We start from the raw sequence: 17,560 nt of genomic DNA, 5'->3' as shown, positions 1-17,560 counted from the left end.
CAGGCGTGATTCAGGACGAGGTTCACTCAGCCGGGTGACGCGACGATGGTGATTCAGCGCGCGGCCATCGCGGCGGTGCAGGTCCTGGGCTTGGCCGTGTGGTTCTCGATGTCCGCGGTGGTGCCGTCGCTCAGGACCGAGTGGGGCATCAGCGCGGGTGCGGCGGTGTGGCTGACCGCGTCGGTGCAGCTCGGGTTCGTGACGGGCGCGGTCGGGGCCACGGTGCTCAACCTGGCCGACCGCGTGCGGCCGCATCTGTTGCTCGCGGCATCCGCGGCCACCGGCGCCACCCTCACGCTCATCCTCGGGCTCACCGTGGACGGGCTCGCCGCCGCGATTCCCCTGCGGTTCCTCACCGGTGTGGCGCTGGCCGGGGTTTATCCGGTCGGCATGAAGCTGATGGCGTCGTGGTCGGAAAGCAGGAACCGCGGCCGGGCGCTGGGCGTGTTGATCGGGGCGTTGACGCTCGGCAGTGCGCTCCCGCACGTGTTCGGGCAGCTGCCGTGGCGCGAGGTGCTGGTGGCCGCCGCCGCGATCGCTTTCCTCGGTGCGGCAACGGCTTTGGCCTTCGTCCGGCCCGGGCCGTTCCTCACTGCCACCACCGCTCAGCTCAACCCGCGCTATGCCCTGCAGATGTTCCGCGAACGCAAGCCGCGGCTCGTCAACCTCGGCTACTTCGGGCACATGTGGGAGCTGTACGCGCTGTGGACGTGGCTGCCGACGTTCCTCATCAGCGCCAACGAACCGACCGGACTCACGGTGTTCCTGACGATGGGCGTCGCCGGGTTCGTGGGTTGCCTCATCGGCGGTTGGGTGGCGGACAAGTACGGTCGCGCGCCCGCCGCCGTGGGAGCGCTCACGGTGAGCGGACTCTGTTGCCTGCTCTCGCCGCTCGCTTGGGGGACGCCGCTGCTGATCGCGTTCTGCGTGGTGTGGGGCGCCTCGGTGATCGCCGACTCCGGTGTGTTCTCCGCGTCGTTGAGCGAGGTCGCCGACCCGCGCTACGTCGGGACGGCGCTCACCGCTCTGACCGCCATCGGGTTCGGACTGACGGTGGTCAGCATCCAGCTCGTTCCGCTGCTGGCCGAGCTCGTGACCTGGCGTTACGCGTTCCTGCTGCTCGTGCCGGGGCCGGTGATCGGCGCACTCGCCATGCTCAGGACCAGGTCGTAATAGCCCTCGGGATTGTCCGCGCCGGACCGTCCGTCGATCAACTCCCGCACGATGTCGCAGTGACCAGCGTGCTGGGCGGTCTCGGCCACGACGCGCACGAGCAGATGCCCGAACGTCGTCGTGCGCTTGTGCTCCGGCCACCACTCCACCGACGCCGGCGCGTCCAACGGCAGCGAGGCGATCGACTCGTCGGTGTGCCGCCACGCGTCCCGATAAAGGTCGACGAGGTACTCGCGACTCTCGGACGGCTTGGCCCACAGGTCGCCGTTCTCCCAGATCGACTTGTCCGCCACCCAAGGCAACAGCGGCCTGGGCCGGCCCACCGAGTTGCCGAGATAGCCGAACTCGATGCCGATCAGGTGCTTCAGCAGACCGAGCAGGTTGGTGCCGCTGGGCACGAGCGGACGGCGCACGTCGTACTCACTCAGTCCGTCCAAAGAGGACACAACGGAGTCGCGTGATCCCTGCAGATACCTCTGGAGAGCCTCAGCAATCATGCCCCGACCCTAGCGTCCCCACTTCTGGTTGCTCTGCCCGGAACAGGTCCACACGACCAACCGCGTGTTGTTGCCAGTGGCTGCACCGGACGCGTCCAGGCACAGTCCTGATTGGACACCCACGATCGTGCCGTCGGAGTTGAACCGCCACTGCTGGTTCGCCGCCCCGTGACACGACCAGCTGACCACGCGAGAACCAGGCGAAGTGCCAGCAGCGTCCAGGCAACGGTCCCCGAACACCCGCACCTCGCCGGAAGGCCACGACGTCCATAGCTGGTTCGCCGCGCCATGGCAGTCGTAGAGGATCACCGCGGCGCCAGGATCCGTCGACGGGCCAGAGACGTCCATGCAACGACCGGATCCCGTGCCGCGCAACGAGAAAGTGCTCGACGGGATCGGCGTGCCACCGCTGACCTTGAACACCGCGACACCGTGCGCCGGCACCGAAGCCGACAGCGAGCTCACCGCGGCACCGGTCCACTGGTCGACAATCGTGAACCCGCCACCGGACAGCCCGATCTCCGCGAACGACGCGCTCAACGTCGCGGCGGATCCCTCGCGGTTGAACAACCCGACCGCGACCGAGCCGTCGGCAAGCGGCTTCACGTAGGCGTTGTCGCGCACCCGCCGGCCGCCGGCGCCCAGCGGATCCTGGTTGATCGCGATCAGCCGCGAGTTCCGCAGCAAGGCGCTGATGTCCGGCGACATCGAGCGGATGTCGTTGCCCGCCATCAACGGCGCCGCCATCAACGCCCACAACGCGAAGTGCGACCGCGACTCGGTGAGCGTCAGCCCCGGACGCCCGGCCACGAGCATGTCGGGGTCGTTGAAGTGCCCCGGACCTGTCTGCGCCGCAAGGGGTGCGTTGACGTCGAGGGCGTTGACGACACCCATCGGGTAGCTGTTGGCGTTGCCGTTCTGCCAGATGTCCAGGACGTCCTCGGTGGTGCGCCAGAGGTCCGCGACCTGGCTCCAGTTGTAGTCGTCGCCGGTCACCGAGTGGTAGCTGTTCGGGTTGATGCTGAAGACGATCGGCCTTCCGGTGGCGCGCAAGGCATCCCGCATCACCGAGAACCGCGCGACCTGCTCGTCGCGGGTGCCCTCGGACGAGCACCAGTCGTACTTCAGGTAATCCACGCCCCACGACGCGAACGTCTGCGCGTCCTGCACTTCGTGGCCCGCGCTGCCGGTCGAGCCGGGGTAGGCGTTGTTGCGCTGGGCGCAGGTGCGGGCGGTGGGCACCTGGTAGATGCCGAACTTGAGGCCGCGGGCGTGGAGGTAGTCGCCCATGGCCTTCATGCCGCTGGGGAACCGGTCCGGCGAGCCCCGCAGCGCGCCGGACGCGTCGCGGTTCGGGTCGAACCAGCAGTCGTCGATCACGACGTACTCGTAGCCCGCGTCCCGCATGCCCGACGAGACCATGGCGTCGGCGGTTTCGCGGACCTTCGACTCGTTGATGTCGCAGCCGAACGTGTTCCACGAGTTCCAACCCAGTGGCGGCGTCGGCGCAGGCTCGTCGGCAGCGGGTGCCACGAGTGCGGTCGGTGCCACGAGCAGGGAGGCGAGCAGGGCGCCCACGACCAGCATCGGTTCCTCCAAGAGGCGAAGATTCTTCACCTTATCCACTGGATCACCTCGCGAGAACGCCTTGGGCCAGACCGATGGATCCCCGAGCACGGCTGGTCCCCGAGCACGGCTGGTCCCTGACCTCGGCCGGTCGCTGAGCTGGGCCGGCCGCTGGCGTCGGCCGGTCGCTGAGCTGGGCCGGCCGCTGGCGTCGGCCGGTCGCTGAGCTGGGCCGGTCGCTGAGCTGGGCCCGTTCGGGAGCTCGACCCAACCCCGGCGCTCGGCCCGACCCCGAGCCCCGAACTCCACCTCCTTTCTACTCGACGCAAGCCCAGGCCGAGCCGCCACGACCATCCCGTCCGCCCCTCGCGCGCTTCCTTCCTTCTGGCGCGGCGAAGACGACCATGGTTTCCGGACATCCACGAGACGGCGCCAGGCGTGGATCAGGACGAGGTTCACCCGGCCGAGTGACGCACGGTGCTGACCCGCGGATGCACACGTCGCTCAAGCGGCGCTCGAATCTCGCTAGAACGGCCGTTCGTCTAGGACACAGGTTGACCGCAAGTGGTCATAGAGTCCTTCTTGTCAGGGCAAACGAGCGAAGGACAAGAGCGATGACCAGCACCGAGATCCTCACCGGCGAGCGCGCGGACCTGCTCGAGACGCTGCGGCAGCACCGCTGGTTCCTGACGTTCACCGCGCAGGGCCTCACCGACGAGCAGGCTGCGGCCAGCCCCACGGACAGCGCGTTGTGCATCGGTGGCCTCATCAAGCACGTCGCGTTGGTCGAGGAGAAGTGGGTCAGGTTCATCGAGCACGGCACCGAGGCCATGGCGCCCAGCGAAGCCGACTACGCGGACCACGCTGCCAGCTTCCGGATGGAGCCGGGCGAGACGCTGGCGGGGATCATCGAGCGGTACAACGCGGTCGCGGCTTACACCGACAAGTTGGTCGAGTCGGTCGACTTGGACGTCGCGCACCTGCTGCCGCCGGCGCCGTGGTTCCCCGAGGGCAAGACTCGGTCGGCGCGGCGGGTGCTCATGCACATCGTGGCCGAGACTTCGCAGCACGCGGGCCACGCAGACATCATTCGCGAGACGATCGACGGCCAGAAGACGATGGGCTAGCCGAGAGGTGCGGAGAAGGTCGAGAGGAACTGGTCGCGGAAGTCGCTCATCTTCGACACCGGCGCGGTTCCTCCCGGCCTGATGCCGTCGTCCCACTTCCACGACGAGACCCGCGACAGGACGGCCGGGTCCTTTGCGACGATCGTGATCGGCACGTCCCGCGACGCACCCTCGCCGGTCACCATCTGCGCCGGCTGGTGGTCACCCAAAAAAACAAACACGAGGTTCTCGTCGCCGTACCGTTCGACGTAGGAGACGACCGACTCCAGCGAGTACGAGATCGAGTGCCCGTAGTCGGAACGGACGGCGGCCGGGTCGCGGCCGAAGATCGACTCCGGCGGGTCGTCGGACGAGGGCATCGACGAGTAGATCGAGCCGTCGCCCAAAGCAGACCAGTCGACGGAGTCCGGTGTTGGGGACCACGGCGCGTGCGAGGACACCATCGGGATCACGCCCATCAGCGGGCCGTCGGCACGCGAACGCTCGTTGCGTTGGAACGACTCCAAGGTGAACTGGTCGGGTGTCGTCGCGTAGCCGAAGCGCGGGCCCTTGTAGCCGAGGTCCTGCGCCGCGTAGACCTTGTCGTAGTGGAAGAAGTCGCCTTCCGGCCACGCCTGCGTGATGCCGGGGACCACGCCCACCGAACGCCAGGACGCCTCGCGGAACGCCCGCGGCAGCGTCAGCCGGTCGGAAGCCACCAGGTTGCGGTAGCGCTGCTGGTTGTCGATCCACAGACCCGAGAGCAACGTCGCCTGCGCCATCCAGCTGCCACCACCGGCGGTCGGCGAGGTCAAGTAAGCCGAGCGAGCCGTGTACCCGGCCGCCTTCAAGCGCGCATTCCCGTCAGCCAGCTTCGCGGACACCTCGGGCAGGTCGAGAGCCGACTTGCCGTAGCTCTCCACGAAGGTGAAGACGACGTCCTTGCCCTGCAACGAGGACAGCAGGCCGGGGTGCCCGCGGTACGCGTCGACGGAGGCTTCGGCGGCGAACACCTCCTGGTCGTGCAGACCGACCTGGACGCGCCGCGCGTGATCGACCACCGAGGTGGCGGCGGCGTCCGAGTAGACCGGAATCCCAGGCACGGCAAGCGAAACACAGGCGACGGCGACGAGAGCCACCGCGCGGATCGCCACCGGACGGCGTGAAGCGGCGACAGAGCTGAGACGCAGCACCGAAACCGACGCCAGCAGCACGATCCCGACGACCAGCGCGACAGCAAGAACCACCGCCAGAACCGAGGCGTACCGGCCGAACGTCACGTCCAGGAAGTCGATGGCGGGCACCAGCAGCGGCCAGTCGAGGACCAGGTCGAAGGGCCGGTACAGCACCATGTCGAAGCCGATGTCCATGATCTTGACGACCGTGAACAGGCCCAGCGCGACACCCGCCACGATGGCGGCCGGCTTGCGGAAACGGTCCGGCAGCAGCACCAGGACCATGACGCCGACGAGACCTTCCAGCGGAACCCGCAGGAACGCCTCGAACGTGAACTTCTCCAGGTCGCTCGGTGCGATGAGCACGAACAACACGAACAGCCCCGCGAGCAGCGTGACCGTCCGACGCAGCACCATCTTCACCGAGAATCCCCTTTCCTGACCTATGAGGTAAACGCACCGCGACCCGCGACCGGTTCAACTGCACTACCATCAGGGCCGTGACCCGCCCGCACGTTCTGCTGAGCGTGGCCGTCAGCCTCGACGGCCACATCGACGATCGCGGCACCGAGAGGTTTCCGCTTTCCAACGCCGAGGACTTCGATCACGTCGACCGGATGCGCGCGGAGTCGGACGCGATTCTGGCCGGAGCCGAGACGCTGCGACGTGACAACGCGCGCCTGCTCGTCTACAGCGACGAGCGGCGCGCGCAGAGAATAGCGGACGGCAAACCGGAGTTCCCACTGCGGGTCGTCATCACCAGGAGCGGCCAGCTGGACCCTGAGCTGCGGTTTTGGCACTGCGGCGGCGCCCGGCTCGTCTACACCAAAAGCGAGACGACCACAATCGAAGGCCTTGCCGAAACCAAGACCTTCAGCGATTTCTCAGAAATTCTGGACGATCTGGGCGAACGCGGCGTCCGGAAACTCATGGTCGAAGGCGGCACCAGCATTCACACGGCGTTCCTGCAAGCGGGACTCGCCGACGAGATCAGGGTCGCGGTGGCGCCGATGTTGATCGGACAGGCGACGGCCCCGCGTTTCGTGAATCCCGCCGAATTCCCCGGTGGACCGGCTCGCCGATTCCGCCTGGAGGAAGTCACGAAAGTCGGGGACGTCGCGGTTCTCCGCTACTTCCCGAAAGTCACTTCTTCCCCGTGACCGCGGAAAGCAGTCCGAGGATCTGCTCGCGGCGGTAGGCGGCGATCATCAGCGCCCACAGCATGAAGATGATCGGCATCATGGCGTCGTCGAAGCCGCCGTTGGTCACGAGGAACAGCTCGGTCAGCGCCGCGCCGCCCATGATGCCCGCGAGCCCCAGTGCCGCGATGCCACACACACGCGGGATCACGAGCCCGATCGCCGCCAAAATCTCCAGCGCCCCGGTGAGGTAGCGGAACCACTGGCCGAAGCCGATGTCGTCGAACTTCTTCACGAAGTCGTCGCCGAACAGCGCCCAGCCGTTCTTCACGAACGTCACGGCCAGCAGGATCTGCAGGATCCAGACGACGACGTTGCCGATCTTCGAAGCGGTTGAGGTGGTCTGCTCAGACATGCCGGGATCCTCCCACCGAAACACTGGCCTGACGCCACAGCCACAGCACATCGCGACCGAACGACCACACCAACGATGCCAGTGCGAGACCGACGAGAACAGCAGCGAAAGGCAGCAGTCCGGAAGCCGCCACGACCAGGAAGATGCCCTGCACCGCGGCCACGACCTTCCGCGCGTAGCTGGCCGGCAGCGGCGCGTTCATCCAGCGGAACCGCCACGACGCGGCCACGAACACGTACCGCATGAGCCCGATCGCGAGCACCCACGGCCCCATCTGCACGGCCACGTACGCGCTGAGCACCAGGATCAGGAACGCGTCGACCTCCATGTCGAACCGCGCACCCAACGCGGACGACGTGCCGGTGCGGCGAGCGACCTGGCCATCCACCCAATCGAGTGACAACGCGACCGCCGCCAACGTGACCACCAGAGCCACCGGAACGTCCTGACCTGCACGATCGGCCACCAGAGCCGTCACCGCGCCGACCATGAGGCCACGAGCCAGCGTGACCCGGTCAGCAGGGCCCAAAGAGGTCGTCCGGTGACGTTGCATGCCGTAGCCGAGGAACGCCCACGTCGCGAACCCGTAGGCCAGACCGGCGGCCCAGCCCAGCGGCCCGAGCCCGGCCGTGGCGCCGACCACACCCAGCAGGAGTACCTGAGCGGCCGCCCACGCGGCAGGCTCTCGTACGACAGCAGATGTCCTGGTGTGCTGAAGTGTGATCATCAGGTGCCCCTAGTGGACTTCGTGCGGCGGAGGTGTTGTGAGTGACACGTACGGCGAGTGCCTTTTGGCTCAATGAATCCGGAAACGGAGAGGTTCGGCAGGTCACACTGGCCGAGCCGGGGCCGGGTGAGGCCGAGGTGCGCACGCTGTTCTCCGGGGTCAGCCGCGGCACGGAGACGCTCGTCTTCCGCGGTGGCGTGCCGGAGAACCAGCACGCGGCCATGCGCGCTCCGTTCCAGGAGGGTGACTTCCCGTGGCCGGTGAAGTACGGGTACCTCAACGTCGGCGTGGCCGAAACCGGGCAACACAACGGCCGCACGGTCTTCTGCCTCTATCCACATCAGACTCGTTACGTCGTCCCGGAAACCTCGCTCACCCCGGTTCCTGACGACGTGCCCGCCGAACGAGCGATCCTCGCCGGCACGGTCGAGACCGCGGTGAACGCCGTGTGGGACGCGCATCCCTTGATCGGTGACCGGATCGCGGTGGTCGGCGGCGGCATGGTCGGGTCGAGCATCGCGGCGGTCGTCGCCACGTTCCCCGGCGCGCGTGTCCAGCTCGTGGACGCGGATCCCACCAGAAAGACCATCGCCGAGAAGCTCGGCGTCGGATTCGCCTTGCCGGACAACGCCGAAGACGGCTGCGATCTGGTTTTCCACGCCAGCGCGACCGAACCGGGCCTCACCACCGCGCTCAACCTGCTCGCCCCGGAAGGCCGCGTGGTCGAGCTCAGCTGGTACGGCGACAAGAAAGTCTCGGTTCCGCTCGGCGAGTTCTTCCACTCCAGAAGGCTCACGATCCGCAGCAGCCAGGTCGGCACGGTGGGCCGCCCGGACCGCACCTACGCCGAACGCATGGCGCTCGCCCTCGACCTGCTCAAGGACGACAGGTTCGACGCGCTCATCACGGGACACAGCGCGTTCGAGGAGCTCCCGGACGTGATGCCGAAGCTCGCGGACGGCACGATTCCGGCGCTGTGCCACCGGATTGACTACGGTCAGCAGCATGTTTCCGGCTGACACCACGGTCGACGTCCGCGACCAGCGCATCGCCGTGCTCCCGGTCGGCAGCACCGAGCAGCACGGCCCGCACCTGCCGCTCGCCACGGACTCGGTGATCGCGTGGACCATCGCCTCAAAAATCTCCGAGGAACACGGAGTCCGGCTGCTGCCGCCCATCCAGTTCTCGTGCTCACAAGAACACGCCGACTGGCCGGGCACCGTCAGCATCTCCGCGCGCACGTTGATCTCAGTCATCGAGGACATCGCGGACTCTTTGCGGCGCAACGGAGTCGAGCACCTGGTCCTGGTCAACGGCCACGGCGGCAACTACGTGCTGTCGAACATCGTGCAGGAGAACGAGAACCTCGCGCTCTTCCCCGGACGAGACGACTGGGCACAGGCACGGGAGAAGGCCGGCATCGAGACCTCGGCGTACAGCGACATGCACGCGGGTGAGCTGGAGACCTCGATCCTGCTGCACGCTCACCCCGATCTGATCCGGCCCGGCTACGAGACTTCTGACCACCTGGCGGAGGACCGCAGGCACATGCTCACGCTGGGTCTGGCGCCGTACACGAAGTCCGGCGTCATCGGGCGTCCCTCGCTCGCCTCAGCGCGCAAGGGCGAGCTCCTGCTCGCGGGTCTCGCCGACTCGTTCCGCCACTACCTCGACCTTTTCGGCACGGCGTGACAGGAAGAGCACGACCGCACCGGGCAGTGCCGCGACCAACGCGAGCACGCCGTAGACGATGCCCGTGGTGAAACCCGTCGAAGCACCCAGTCCGGCAGCGCTGAACGCCACCGCGAGGAACGCCTCACGCGGCCCGAACCCGCCGATGTTGACCGGGATCGCCATGATCAGCAGCGCCAGCACCACCACGGGCGCGAGCTGCATGATCGTTGCGTCCGAACCGGCGGCACGGGCGGCGACGACGAACATCGCCACGTAGCCAGCGACCGTGGCGGCCGACAGCCCGATCACCGCGGGCAAGGTCTTCAAAGACAACAGCCGGATGCCGTCGGCCAAAGTGTTGACCAGCACTCGGCGCACGGGCTTGATGTGCCAGCCGGTCACCGCAGCGGCCACGAGACCGACCAGCACAAGTCCGACGGAAGTGCCGCTCAGCTCCAGGTCGAGGCCGGGCGACGGGTGCACCAGCAGCACCGCGAGCCCGATCCCGATCAGCACCATCTGCCCGGCGAAGCGCTCGAAGAACACGGCACGCACACCACGTCCGACGTCGCCGGACTCACGCCCGTGGTTGACCGCGCGGTGCACGTCGCCGAGCACGCCCGCGGGCAGCACAGCGTTGACCAGCAGCGCCCGGTAGTAGTCGCTGACCGCGGTGCGCATGGTCAGCGACAGGCCGAGGCGGCGCGCGACGAGCACCCAGCGACCGGCGCTGAGCACTGTCGTCGCGAACCCGATCGCCAGCGCGGCGGTGACGGAGAACGCGTCGATCGCGCGCAGTCCGTCGAGGAACGCCCCGGTGCCCAGGCGCACGCCCATCGCCACCAGGATCGCCACCGCCATCAGCAGGCGAAGCCACGGCCAGAACTTCTTCATCAGACAGCCCTCGGTATCGCTAGCAGGTCGACGTGGTGAACCACCGCAGATGCCTCTGACCTGCGACGCAGGTAGTCAGACGCCTCCGCGGCCAGTGCGGGTTCCTGCTCGACCGCCGCGCCCACCCAACCCTTGAGCCATTCGTTCAGCAGCTCGTCGGAGTTCATCCGCCACGGGCTCGAACTCGTCCGAACCGAAGCGCCCGCCGCCACGAATGCCTCTTCAGCAGCGGCTGGAGCGTCCGGCCCGAGGAGTTTGCGCCCGTCCACGACGCGGCGCTGGTGAGCGTTGAACGCGTCCTGGAAGGCGGCGTCGAGCGGCTCGGCCGGGTCGAACTCGATCCGGCCTGCCACCGAGAGCGTGAACAGTGCGGGCACATGTGCTTCTACGCATGCAACCGCCAGAGCGTTCATCTCGTTGAGAGTGAGCAAGTCGAGCAATGCGGAGCACGTGACCAGGTCAGCGCCCGCCAGATCTGCGGCTTTGAGAGACGTGAGGTCGCCCTCGCGCGTCTCGGCGGTGACGTTCTCGAGGGCGCTCATGCTCGCCTCCGCGAGCCCGAGCAGCCGGGGGTCGCGGTCGTGCAGCACCCAGTGCTGTACGCCGCCGAGCCTGCCGGCGAGCCATCGTCCCATCGATCCCGTGCCACAACCCAGGTCACGGATCGTCAGCCGGTTTCGGTTCACCAGTGTTTCGCGGACCACATCCGCGAGCTCGGTCGAGCGCGCGGCAGCGTCGGCGTTTTCCCGCAGTGCCAGCCATTCCGGGGCGAAGGTCATGGCCGCAGAGTAGCCAGCACCCTCCGCAGGTCCTCTGTGGATTCGTCCCAAGTGGACAGAATGGCCCGTCGAGCCCCGGCCCGCGCCCGCAGTTCCGCGCGGAGTTCCTGATCTTGGAACCAGCGGGTTAGTGCAGCTACCAATGCATTTTCGTCGTCGGCTGGAACGAGCAGTCCGCCGTCCCCCAGCGCGTCCGGAACCGAGCTCGCGATGACCGGCAGACCGCGCGCCAGCGCCTCGGTGACGACCATCCCGTACGTCTCGTTGCGCGACGCCAGCACGAACAGGTCGGCGGCGTCATAAGCCCTGGTCAGGGCCTCGCCGACGAGTGGCCCGGGGAAGCTGACGCGATCGTCCCGGGGCAACGTCTCGACGAACGGCCGGATCGGACCGGCACACACGAGCCGCCACTCGTAGTCGATCTTCTGCAACGCCCTGATCAGCAGGTCGTGGCCTTTTCGGGGTGTGATCGAGGCAACGCACAGCAGCTCGCTGACCCCGTCCGTTCCCGCGGCGAGCGGCGCCGGATCAACCCCGGGAACCACCACGTGCACGTCGGAGAGCCCGTGCCGTGACTTGATGGTGCGCGCCGCCGTCGGACTGGTCGCGATGACCGCGCTCGCAGCCCGCAGGACCTGGCGTTCTTTCTGGTCGAGGACCGCAGCCACCTCCGGAGAGAGCCCGGTCTCGTCGGCCAACGGGAGGTGCACCAGAACGGCGAGCTTCAACCGTCGCGCGTGCGGGATCAGAACCTCCGGCACCCCGCACCCGACCAGCCCGTCGACGAGCACGACGTCGCCGTCCGGGATGCCCGCAAGCGTTTGCTCCAACGCCGTGACGTCGGACGGGCACGGCCAGTCACCAGCGACGGTCAGACGCCTGAGGTCTCCTGCGACCCTCAGGTCGTAGACGTTGCCGCCGCTGGGACTGGCCGGATCGCCGACGTCAGCCGGCAGTACGAAGTGCACGCTCGTAGCCGGCCCACGCCACATGGGACTCGTGGAGTGTGACGGCGATCGCATCGATCCCGTGAGCGCCCTCACCGAGCGCGCCCTCGGAGATCTTCTCCGCGAGCTGGTCCGCGATGTACTTCGCGAGCCACTCGGTGGACGTGTTGATGCCCGCGAACTGCGGTTCTTCGTCCAGGTTGCGGTAGTTGAACGCAGCGAGAACCTTGTTCAACTCGACGGTGGCGAGTCCGATGTCGACGACGATGTTGTCCGAATCCAGCTCAACACGTTTGAACGTCGCGTCCACCAGGAACGTTGCTCCATGCAGACGTTGTGCCGGACCGAAGACCTCGCCGCGGAAACTGTGGGCGATCATCACGTGATCGCGGACGGTGATGCTGAACAGGATGACCTCCGCTGTGCGGTCGGGTTACGGTGCGACCTCCATCCGAGCGTAGCTGCACGCTCGGGAGGCGCCAGGTGGACGAGGGGACCCGAGATGTTCGAACAGGCCTTCAACGAGGAAGACGTGGCGGAGTCCGACCTGGTGACCCGCCGAGGCACCTTCCGCGCAGTCGCGTTCCGCGCGGACGGTCACGAGCACATGGCTCTCGTTTACGGCAAAACAAAACTGCGCGAGAACGTGCTGGTGCGCATTCACTCCGAGTGCATGACCGGTGACATCTTCGCCGCGATGCGCTGTGAGTGCGGCGAGCAGCTCGACGCCGCGTTGAACACCATCGTGCGCGAGGGCAGCGGCATCCTCGTCTACCTGCGTGGTCACGAGGGCCGCGGCATCGGTCTGGTGGACAAGATCCGCACGCACGTGTTGCAGGACCAGGGTCTGGACACGCTGGACTCCGCGACGTCGCTGGGCCTGCCGGTCGACGTGCGCGACTACACGCCCGCCGCTCGCGTGCTGCGGCACCTGCGCGTGCAGTCCGTGCGGCTGATGTCCAACAACCCGGACAAGATCGCGGCGCTGGAGGACAACGGAATTCCGGTGACGGCGCGCGTGCCGTCGCTGATGGCGCCGAACCCGCACAACATCGCGTACCTGACGGCGAAGCGCGACCGGCTCGGGCACGACCTGCCGCAGGTCGACTCGTTCACGCTGCCGCACGCCCGTTGATTTCCCCCTGCCCGGCGCTGGAGAATGTCTCGATGCTGGCGCTGCGAGCAGGGCGTGCGTTCGACGGTGAGCACTCCGTCGCGGGTCCCGTCACGGTCATCACCGAGAACGGCACGATCAAGGCCGTCGAGCAGGGCCATCCCGACGTTCCCGGTGCCGAGGTCGTCGATCTCGGCACCGCCACCGTCCTACCGGGACTGATCGACACTCACGTGCACCTGGGCGCGGACAGCGAGAACGGCGCGCTGGACCGGTTGCCGGACTTCACTCCCGAGCACCTCGACGCGGTGATCGAGGACGGCCTCGAGCGCCACCTGAAGGCCGGGGTGACGACGGTCCGCGACCTGGGTGACCGGGACTGGTCCGTGCTGGAGCAGCGTTCCCGGCACCGTCAGCGCGTGCTCGCGTCCGGGCCGCCGATCACCAGCCCCCGCGGCCATTGCTGGTCGATGGGTGGCGAGGCGAGCGGCGAGGACGCGCTGCGCCGGGCCGTTCGCGAGCGAGCCGAACGCCGGGCCGACGTCGTCAAGGTCATGGCCAGCGGCGGTTTCGCGACGCCGGGCACCGCCGTCAGCGACTGTCAGTTCACCGAGCAGGAACTCCGCGTGGTCGTGGAAGAAGCCCACGCGCACGGGCTGCCCGTGACCGCCCACGCGCACAGCCTGGCCTCGGTGCACCGGGCCGTGGCCGCGGGCGTGGACGGCATCGAGCACTGCACGTGCCTCACGGATCGGGGCATGCAGGCCCCCGTCGAGCTGATGGACGCGTTGGCGGAGGCGGAGATCGCCGTGTGCCACACGCTGGGCAGCACGCAGGAACCACCGCCGTTCATCCTGGAGCAGTTCGAACGGGCGGGCATGAGTCTCGCCGCCAAGATCGGCATCGTCGGCCGCATGTACGACCACGGCGTCAAAGCGGTGAACGGCACCGACGGCGGAATCGGAGCGCCCAAAGCCCACGGGATCACGCCGTACGCGCTGGGCAACATGGTCGAGGCGGGCATTCCCAACGCGGTCGTGCTCGCCAGTGCCACCAGTCAGGCGGCCAGGGCGCTGAGTGTCAGCAAAGGTGTGCTCAAACCCGGCTGGGACGCCGACATCATCGCCGTGCAAGGAAATCCCATGCGGGACATCTCGGCGCTGCACACCGTGACCACCGTGGTGATCGGCGGTCAGATCGTGACGACGACCTTGCCGATGGACCGTCGCGAGTGAACGTGCTCGACGGCGTCGAGTGCCTCGGACAGCGAGAAAGTTCGTTCCACCACAGGCTTTATCTTGTCGTCCTCGATGAGCACGCGGAGCTCGTCGTACACGTCGGCGCGCTCCTGGGACATCAGCGGCGCGAACTTCTTGGAGGAGAACGGGTTCAGCAGGATCGACCCCAGCGACTTGTGGAACCCGCCCGTGATCGATCCCCCGGTCTCCGCGCCGACCAGCACGATCCTGCCGTGCTCGTTGGTCGCCCTGCGCAGTACGGACAACGGCCTCGCGCCACCGCAGTCGAGGATGAGGTCGTACGTGCCGGTGAAGTCCGCGACCGTGTAGTCGAAGACCTCGTCCGCGCCGATTGAACGCACCATGTTCACCTTGCGGGTGCTGCACACTCCGGTCACGTGCGCGCCCATGGCTTTCGCGATCTGCACGCCGTAGGAGCCGACACCACCGCCGGCACCGAGCACCAGAACCCGTTGCCCCGGCTTGACTTCGCGCAGTCCCTGCAGTGCGGTGCCGCCCGAGATCGGCACGGCAGCGGCTTCCGCGAACGAGACGTTCCCGGGTTTGCGGGCGAGTTGCTTCACCGGAGCGACGGTGTACTCGGCGAACGACCCCTCGCACGTGCCGAACACCTCGTCACCCGGCTTGAACTCGGTGACGCCCGGTCCTACTTCCTTGACCACACCGGAAACGTCCCGGCCGGGCACGGGGCACTTCGGCCCGCGGAACCCGAAACCGAGGAACCTGATGAGGTACGGCTTGCCGGAGAGCAGGTGCCAGGTGCCCATGTCGACGCCCGCCGCCCGCACCTCCAGCAGAACCTCACCCTGCCCAGGCACAGGCACGTCCAGGTCACCGAGCACCGCCGATCCGTATCTTCGTTGCACGACAGCCTTCACAGCTCTTCTCCCTCTGGGTACTGGAACACGTCTTCGAGCGACACCTCGAACACACGGGCGATCTTGAAGGCCACTTCCAGCGAGGGCGAGTACTTGCCCTGCTCGATGGCGATCAACGTCTGCCGCGTCACGCCGACGGCCTTGGCGAGATCGGCCTGCTTCATCTCGTCGTGCGCGAACCGCAGCGCGCGGATCGAGTTCGTGACTTTCGTGGGTTTCACTGCATTCCCCGCCGGTAGGCCGCGATCTTGGCGAGGGACCCGAGCACCGCGGACAGCACGAAGCACAGGTAGAGCACGTTCGCGATCCAGAAGTACGGCGCCTCGAACACGGCGAGCGCCATCGCCGCGATACCGCCGATCACGACGAACGACTGGCCGACGTGGTCGCCGAACCGGCCGATCTCGCGGTCCCGTTCGTCGGACTGCAGACCGTCGTTGCGCGAGGCGATGCCGAACCAGATGCCCGACACGATGCCGGCGACGATCCCGAACCCGATCGTCCACAACAACGCGCCGACGTACGGCGCTTCGGCCAGCGGACGCCCGGCGGCGCCGCCCAGGACGAGCACGACGTACACGGCATAACCGACCACGGCGATGACCGCCAAGGCCCACGCCTGCTTCTCCTCGAACGCCATGGCCCCACCCCTGATGTCAAAGAAACCTGACACGACCAAGGTAAAACGAAGCGGACACCATGTCAAACATCTTTAACTTTTGGAGGTGATCACCGCGTCCGGATGGCGGTCGACGTCACCCGATCGGACCCATTAGCGTGCGGCACATGCTCCGTCCGATCCTTGTTGCGTGCGCGCTTGCCCTCACCGCGTGTGGTCAGGCCGGGACGGCGGACACTCCCGCCACCAGCACGCAACCGACGTCCCCCGCCGTGCACACTCCGGCCGCGGCCGTCGCCACTCCCGAGGTCTGCGCGCTGCCCGACAGCGGCTTCGAGTGCGAGTTCCAGAAGCGCATCGTGGACGCGAAGGCCTACGCCGAGACGCGGCCGGGCACCGTCGGCATCGTGCTGCGCGACCGCAAGACCGGGGCGACGTGGCGCAACGACCACGCGGGCGACATGACCTGGACGGCGTCGACGATCAAGCTCGCGATGGTCGTGAACCTGCTGGAGCGCAACCGGGCGGGCAAGATCACGCTGACCGCCGCCGACCGCCAGCTGATGACCGCGATGCTGCACAGTTCCGACGACAACGCCGCGGACTCGCTGTGGAAGAAGTACACCGGCACGACGTTCAACGCGGCGTTCCCGAAGTACGGAATGACCGAACTGGTGGCCCAAAAGGGGTATTCGTCCACTTTTCCCTACTGGGGCTTCGAGAAGTGCACGACGAACGACCTCGACCGATTGATCAACTACGTGCTGGACACCGTTCCCGCGGAAGACCGCTCGTACATCCTCGGGCAGATGCGCCAGGTCGGACCCGAGCAGCAGTGGGGCGTGTGGGGACCTGATTCCGGGGTGAAGAACGGCTGGTCAGAGGAGGAAGGCGGCTGGGTGATGAACTCCGTCGGCTTCGTCGGGCCTGATGAGCGGTACACGGTCGCGATCATGAACAACCTGCGCGGTGAAGGCGGTTACGACGCGGGTCGCCAGACCGACACGGAGATCGTCCGCATCCTTTTCCGGTAAGCGTCAGATGACTGTCAGACCCTGTTGCTAGCGTGGTGAGCGACCTGCTTGGAACTGGGGAAGGGGTCGCGACGTGCCGGACCGGAAGGCACAGCTGGAAGAAAAGATTCGCGCGTTCCAGGAGCAGGCCGCCAGGGCCGGCCAGCTCAAGGACAAGATCGCGGAACTGCGCGGGCAGGCTCGCAACGGCGACGGCTCGGTGATCGTCACCGTCGCGCCGTCCGGTGCCGTGCTCGGCTTACAGCTCAGTCCCAACGCGATGAAGTACAGCCACACGCAGCTGCAGCAGGAGATCCTGGCGACGATCAGGTCGGCCACGCAGCAGGCCGCGCAGATGCTGCAGGAGACCGTCACGCCGGTGCTGGGCGACCAGGCGGAGCGGTTCAAGGAGGCGTTCAGCGCGCACTCCGGTGTGGTGATGCCGGATGCGCCTGTGCAGCAGCAGTCAGCACCCCCTCCGCCGCCTGTGTCGCGTCCCGCACCCGCTCCGGGGAACCGTCCGAGGCCCGCGCCGGTCTCAGAGGACGACGACTTCGGCGGCAACTCGATCCTGAGGTGATGGGG

The 17,560-nt window shown here is 67.4% G+C and carries 21 protein-coding genes; 9 read left to right on the top strand and 12 right to left on the bottom strand.

Translation table 11 applies throughout. From position 1 onward, the window contains the following. Nucleotides 1–45 precede the first annotated feature (45 nt). Nucleotides 46–1,173 (top strand): MFS transporter, encoded by a 1,128-nt coding sequence (locus tag AB0M24_RS14440; RefSeq protein ID WP_363766186.1) that lies wholly within the window; start codon nt 46–48, stop codon nt 1,171–1,173. Here the strand turns inward: AB0M24_RS14440 and AB0M24_RS14435 are convergent. Both AB0M24_RS14435 and AB0M24_RS14430 read right to left on the bottom strand, forming a co-directional pair. Then, nucleotides 1,104–1,670: a DinB family protein gene (locus tag AB0M24_RS14435; protein WP_363766183.1), complete on the bottom strand. Its 567-nt coding sequence runs from the start codon at nt 1,668–1,670 to the stop codon at nt 1,104–1,106. The two genes, AB0M24_RS14440 and AB0M24_RS14435, sit on opposite strands and share 70 nt — an antisense overlap. Nucleotides 1,671–1,679: 9 nt before the next feature. Next, nucleotides 1,680–3,287, bottom strand: a complete 1,608-nt coding sequence (locus AB0M24_RS14430; RefSeq protein ID WP_363766180.1) for a ricin-type beta-trefoil lectin domain protein — start codon at nt 3,285–3,287, stop codon at nt 1,680–1,682. A 563-nt stretch (nt 3,288–3,850) separates the two neighbouring features. Here AB0M24_RS14430 and AB0M24_RS14425 point away from each other — a divergent pair. Further along, on the top strand, nt 3,851–4,363 hold the full coding sequence (locus AB0M24_RS14425) for a DinB family protein (RefSeq protein ID WP_363766177.1): 513 nt from the start codon (nt 3,851–3,853) through the stop codon (nt 4,361–4,363). Here AB0M24_RS14425 and AB0M24_RS14420 read toward each other — a convergent pair. Next, entirely contained in the window at nt 4,360–5,934 is a 1,575-nt protein-coding gene (locus tag AB0M24_RS14420) for a sulfatase (protein ID WP_363767089.1), read from the bottom strand. The two genes, AB0M24_RS14425 and AB0M24_RS14420, sit on opposite strands and share 4 nt — an antisense overlap. A gap of 83 nt (nt 5,935–6,017) precedes the next feature. Here AB0M24_RS14420 and AB0M24_RS14415 point away from each other — a divergent pair, with 83 nt between their 5' ends. Further along, nucleotides 6,018–6,677, top strand: coding sequence for a dihydrofolate reductase family protein (locus AB0M24_RS14415; protein ID WP_363766174.1), 660 nt, complete (start codon nt 6,018–6,020; stop codon nt 6,675–6,677). Here AB0M24_RS14415 and AB0M24_RS14410 read toward each other — a convergent pair. Both AB0M24_RS14410 and AB0M24_RS14405 read right to left on the bottom strand, forming a co-directional pair. After that, nucleotides 6,661–7,071, bottom strand: a complete 411-nt coding sequence (locus AB0M24_RS14410) for a DoxX family protein (protein WP_363766171.1) — start codon at nt 7,069–7,071, stop codon at nt 6,661–6,663. The genes AB0M24_RS14415 and AB0M24_RS14410 overlap by 17 nt on opposite strands. Next, nucleotides 7,064–7,798, bottom strand: coding sequence for a CDP-alcohol phosphatidyltransferase family protein (locus AB0M24_RS14405; RefSeq protein ID WP_363766168.1), 735 nt, complete (start codon nt 7,796–7,798; stop codon nt 7,064–7,066). Before AB0M24_RS14405 ends, AB0M24_RS14410 begins: the two co-directional genes overlap by 8 nt. 41 nt (nt 7,799–7,839) lie before the next feature. On the opposite strand from AB0M24_RS14405, the gene AB0M24_RS14400 reads away from it, so the two are divergent. After that, nucleotides 7,840–8,817: a zinc-binding alcohol dehydrogenase gene (locus AB0M24_RS14400; RefSeq protein WP_363766164.1), complete on the top strand. Its 978-nt coding sequence runs from the start codon at nt 7,840–7,842 to the stop codon at nt 8,815–8,817. Further along, entirely contained in the window at nt 8,804–9,490 is a 687-nt protein-coding gene (locus AB0M24_RS14395; RefSeq protein WP_363766161.1) for a creatininase family protein, read from the top strand. The genes AB0M24_RS14400 and AB0M24_RS14395 overlap by 14 nt, the downstream gene beginning before the upstream one ends. Here AB0M24_RS14395 and AB0M24_RS14390 read toward each other — a convergent pair. Genes AB0M24_RS14390 through AB0M24_RS14375 form a run of 4 tightly spaced genes read right to left on the bottom strand, consistent with a single transcriptional unit; the run spans nt 9,410 to nt 12,501 of the window. Continuing rightward, entirely contained in the window at nt 9,410–10,366 is a 957-nt protein-coding gene (locus tag AB0M24_RS14390) for a lysylphosphatidylglycerol synthase transmembrane domain-containing protein (RefSeq protein ID WP_363766158.1), read from the bottom strand. The genes AB0M24_RS14395 and AB0M24_RS14390 overlap by 81 nt on opposite strands. Then, the gene (locus tag AB0M24_RS14385) at nt 10,366–11,145 is read right to left on the bottom strand and encodes a class I SAM-dependent methyltransferase (RefSeq protein ID WP_363766155.1); all 780 of its coding nucleotides are present in this window, start codon (nt 11,143–11,145) and stop codon (nt 10,366–10,368) included. Before AB0M24_RS14385 ends, AB0M24_RS14390 begins: the two co-directional genes overlap by 1 nt. Then, nucleotides 11,142–12,113, bottom strand: a complete 972-nt coding sequence (locus AB0M24_RS14380) for a glycosyltransferase family 4 protein (RefSeq protein ID WP_363766152.1) — start codon at nt 12,111–12,113, stop codon at nt 11,142–11,144. The genes AB0M24_RS14385 and AB0M24_RS14380 overlap by 4 nt, the downstream gene beginning before the upstream one ends. Beyond that, nucleotides 12,091–12,501 carry a 6-carboxytetrahydropterin synthase gene (locus AB0M24_RS14375; RefSeq protein WP_363767086.1) on the bottom strand — a complete coding sequence of 137 codons (411 nt, stop codon included), beginning with the start codon at nt 12,499–12,501 and terminating at the stop codon, nt 12,091–12,093. Before AB0M24_RS14375 ends, AB0M24_RS14380 begins: the two co-directional genes overlap by 23 nt. A gap of 93 nt (nt 12,502–12,594) precedes the next feature. On the opposite strand from AB0M24_RS14375, the gene ribA reads away from it, so the two are divergent. Both ribA and AB0M24_RS14365 read left to right on the top strand, forming a co-directional pair. Next, nucleotides 12,595–13,227, top strand: a complete 633-nt coding sequence (gene ribA / locus AB0M24_RS14370; RefSeq protein WP_363766149.1) for a GTP cyclohydrolase II — start codon at nt 12,595–12,597, stop codon at nt 13,225–13,227. A 32-nt stretch (nt 13,228–13,259) separates the two neighbouring features. Beyond that, nucleotides 13,260–14,441 carry an amidohydrolase family protein gene (locus AB0M24_RS14365; RefSeq protein ID WP_363766146.1) on the top strand — a complete coding sequence of 394 codons (1,182 nt, stop codon included), beginning with the start codon at nt 13,260–13,262 and terminating at the stop codon, nt 14,439–14,441. On the opposite strand, the gene AB0M24_RS14360 is transcribed toward AB0M24_RS14365, so the two are convergent. From AB0M24_RS14360 to AB0M24_RS14350, 3 genes are read right to left on the bottom strand one after another with little or no spacing between them, the layout of a single operon-like run. Next, nucleotides 14,399–15,343: an NAD(P)-dependent alcohol dehydrogenase gene (locus AB0M24_RS14360; RefSeq protein ID WP_363766143.1), complete on the bottom strand. Its 945-nt coding sequence runs from the start codon at nt 15,341–15,343 to the stop codon at nt 14,399–14,401. The two genes, AB0M24_RS14365 and AB0M24_RS14360, sit on opposite strands and share 43 nt — an antisense overlap. Beyond that, nucleotides 15,340–15,507 (bottom strand): helix-turn-helix transcriptional regulator, encoded by a 168-nt coding sequence (locus tag AB0M24_RS14355; RefSeq protein WP_363767083.1) that lies wholly within the window; start codon nt 15,505–15,507, stop codon nt 15,340–15,342. The genes AB0M24_RS14360 and AB0M24_RS14355 overlap by 4 nt, the downstream gene beginning before the upstream one ends. A gap of 53 nt (nt 15,508–15,560) precedes the next feature. Next, nucleotides 15,561–15,983 (bottom strand): hypothetical protein, encoded by a 423-nt coding sequence (locus AB0M24_RS14350; protein ID WP_363766140.1) that lies wholly within the window; start codon nt 15,981–15,983, stop codon nt 15,561–15,563. Nucleotides 15,984–16,129: 146 nt separating this feature from the next. Between AB0M24_RS14350 and AB0M24_RS14345 the strand changes: the two genes are divergently transcribed. Continuing rightward, nucleotides 16,130–16,996, top strand: a complete 867-nt coding sequence (locus AB0M24_RS14345; RefSeq protein WP_363766137.1) for a tat pathway signal sequence — start codon at nt 16,130–16,132, stop codon at nt 16,994–16,996. A gap of 73 nt (nt 16,997–17,069) precedes the next feature. Next, nucleotides 17,070–17,555, top strand: a complete 486-nt coding sequence (locus AB0M24_RS14340) for a YbaB/EbfC family nucleoid-associated protein (RefSeq protein ID WP_363766134.1) — start codon at nt 17,070–17,072, stop codon at nt 17,553–17,555. Nucleotides 17,556–17,560: the final 5 nt, after the last annotated feature.

It is taken from the genome of Lentzea sp. NPDC051838 (assembly GCF_040681245.1).
Lineage (GTDB): Bacteria > Actinomycetota > Actinomycetes > Mycobacteriales > Pseudonocardiaceae > Lentzea.
The sequence above is the reverse complement of the archived record's forward strand: the minus strand, read 5'-3'. Positions and strand labels throughout refer to the sequence as shown.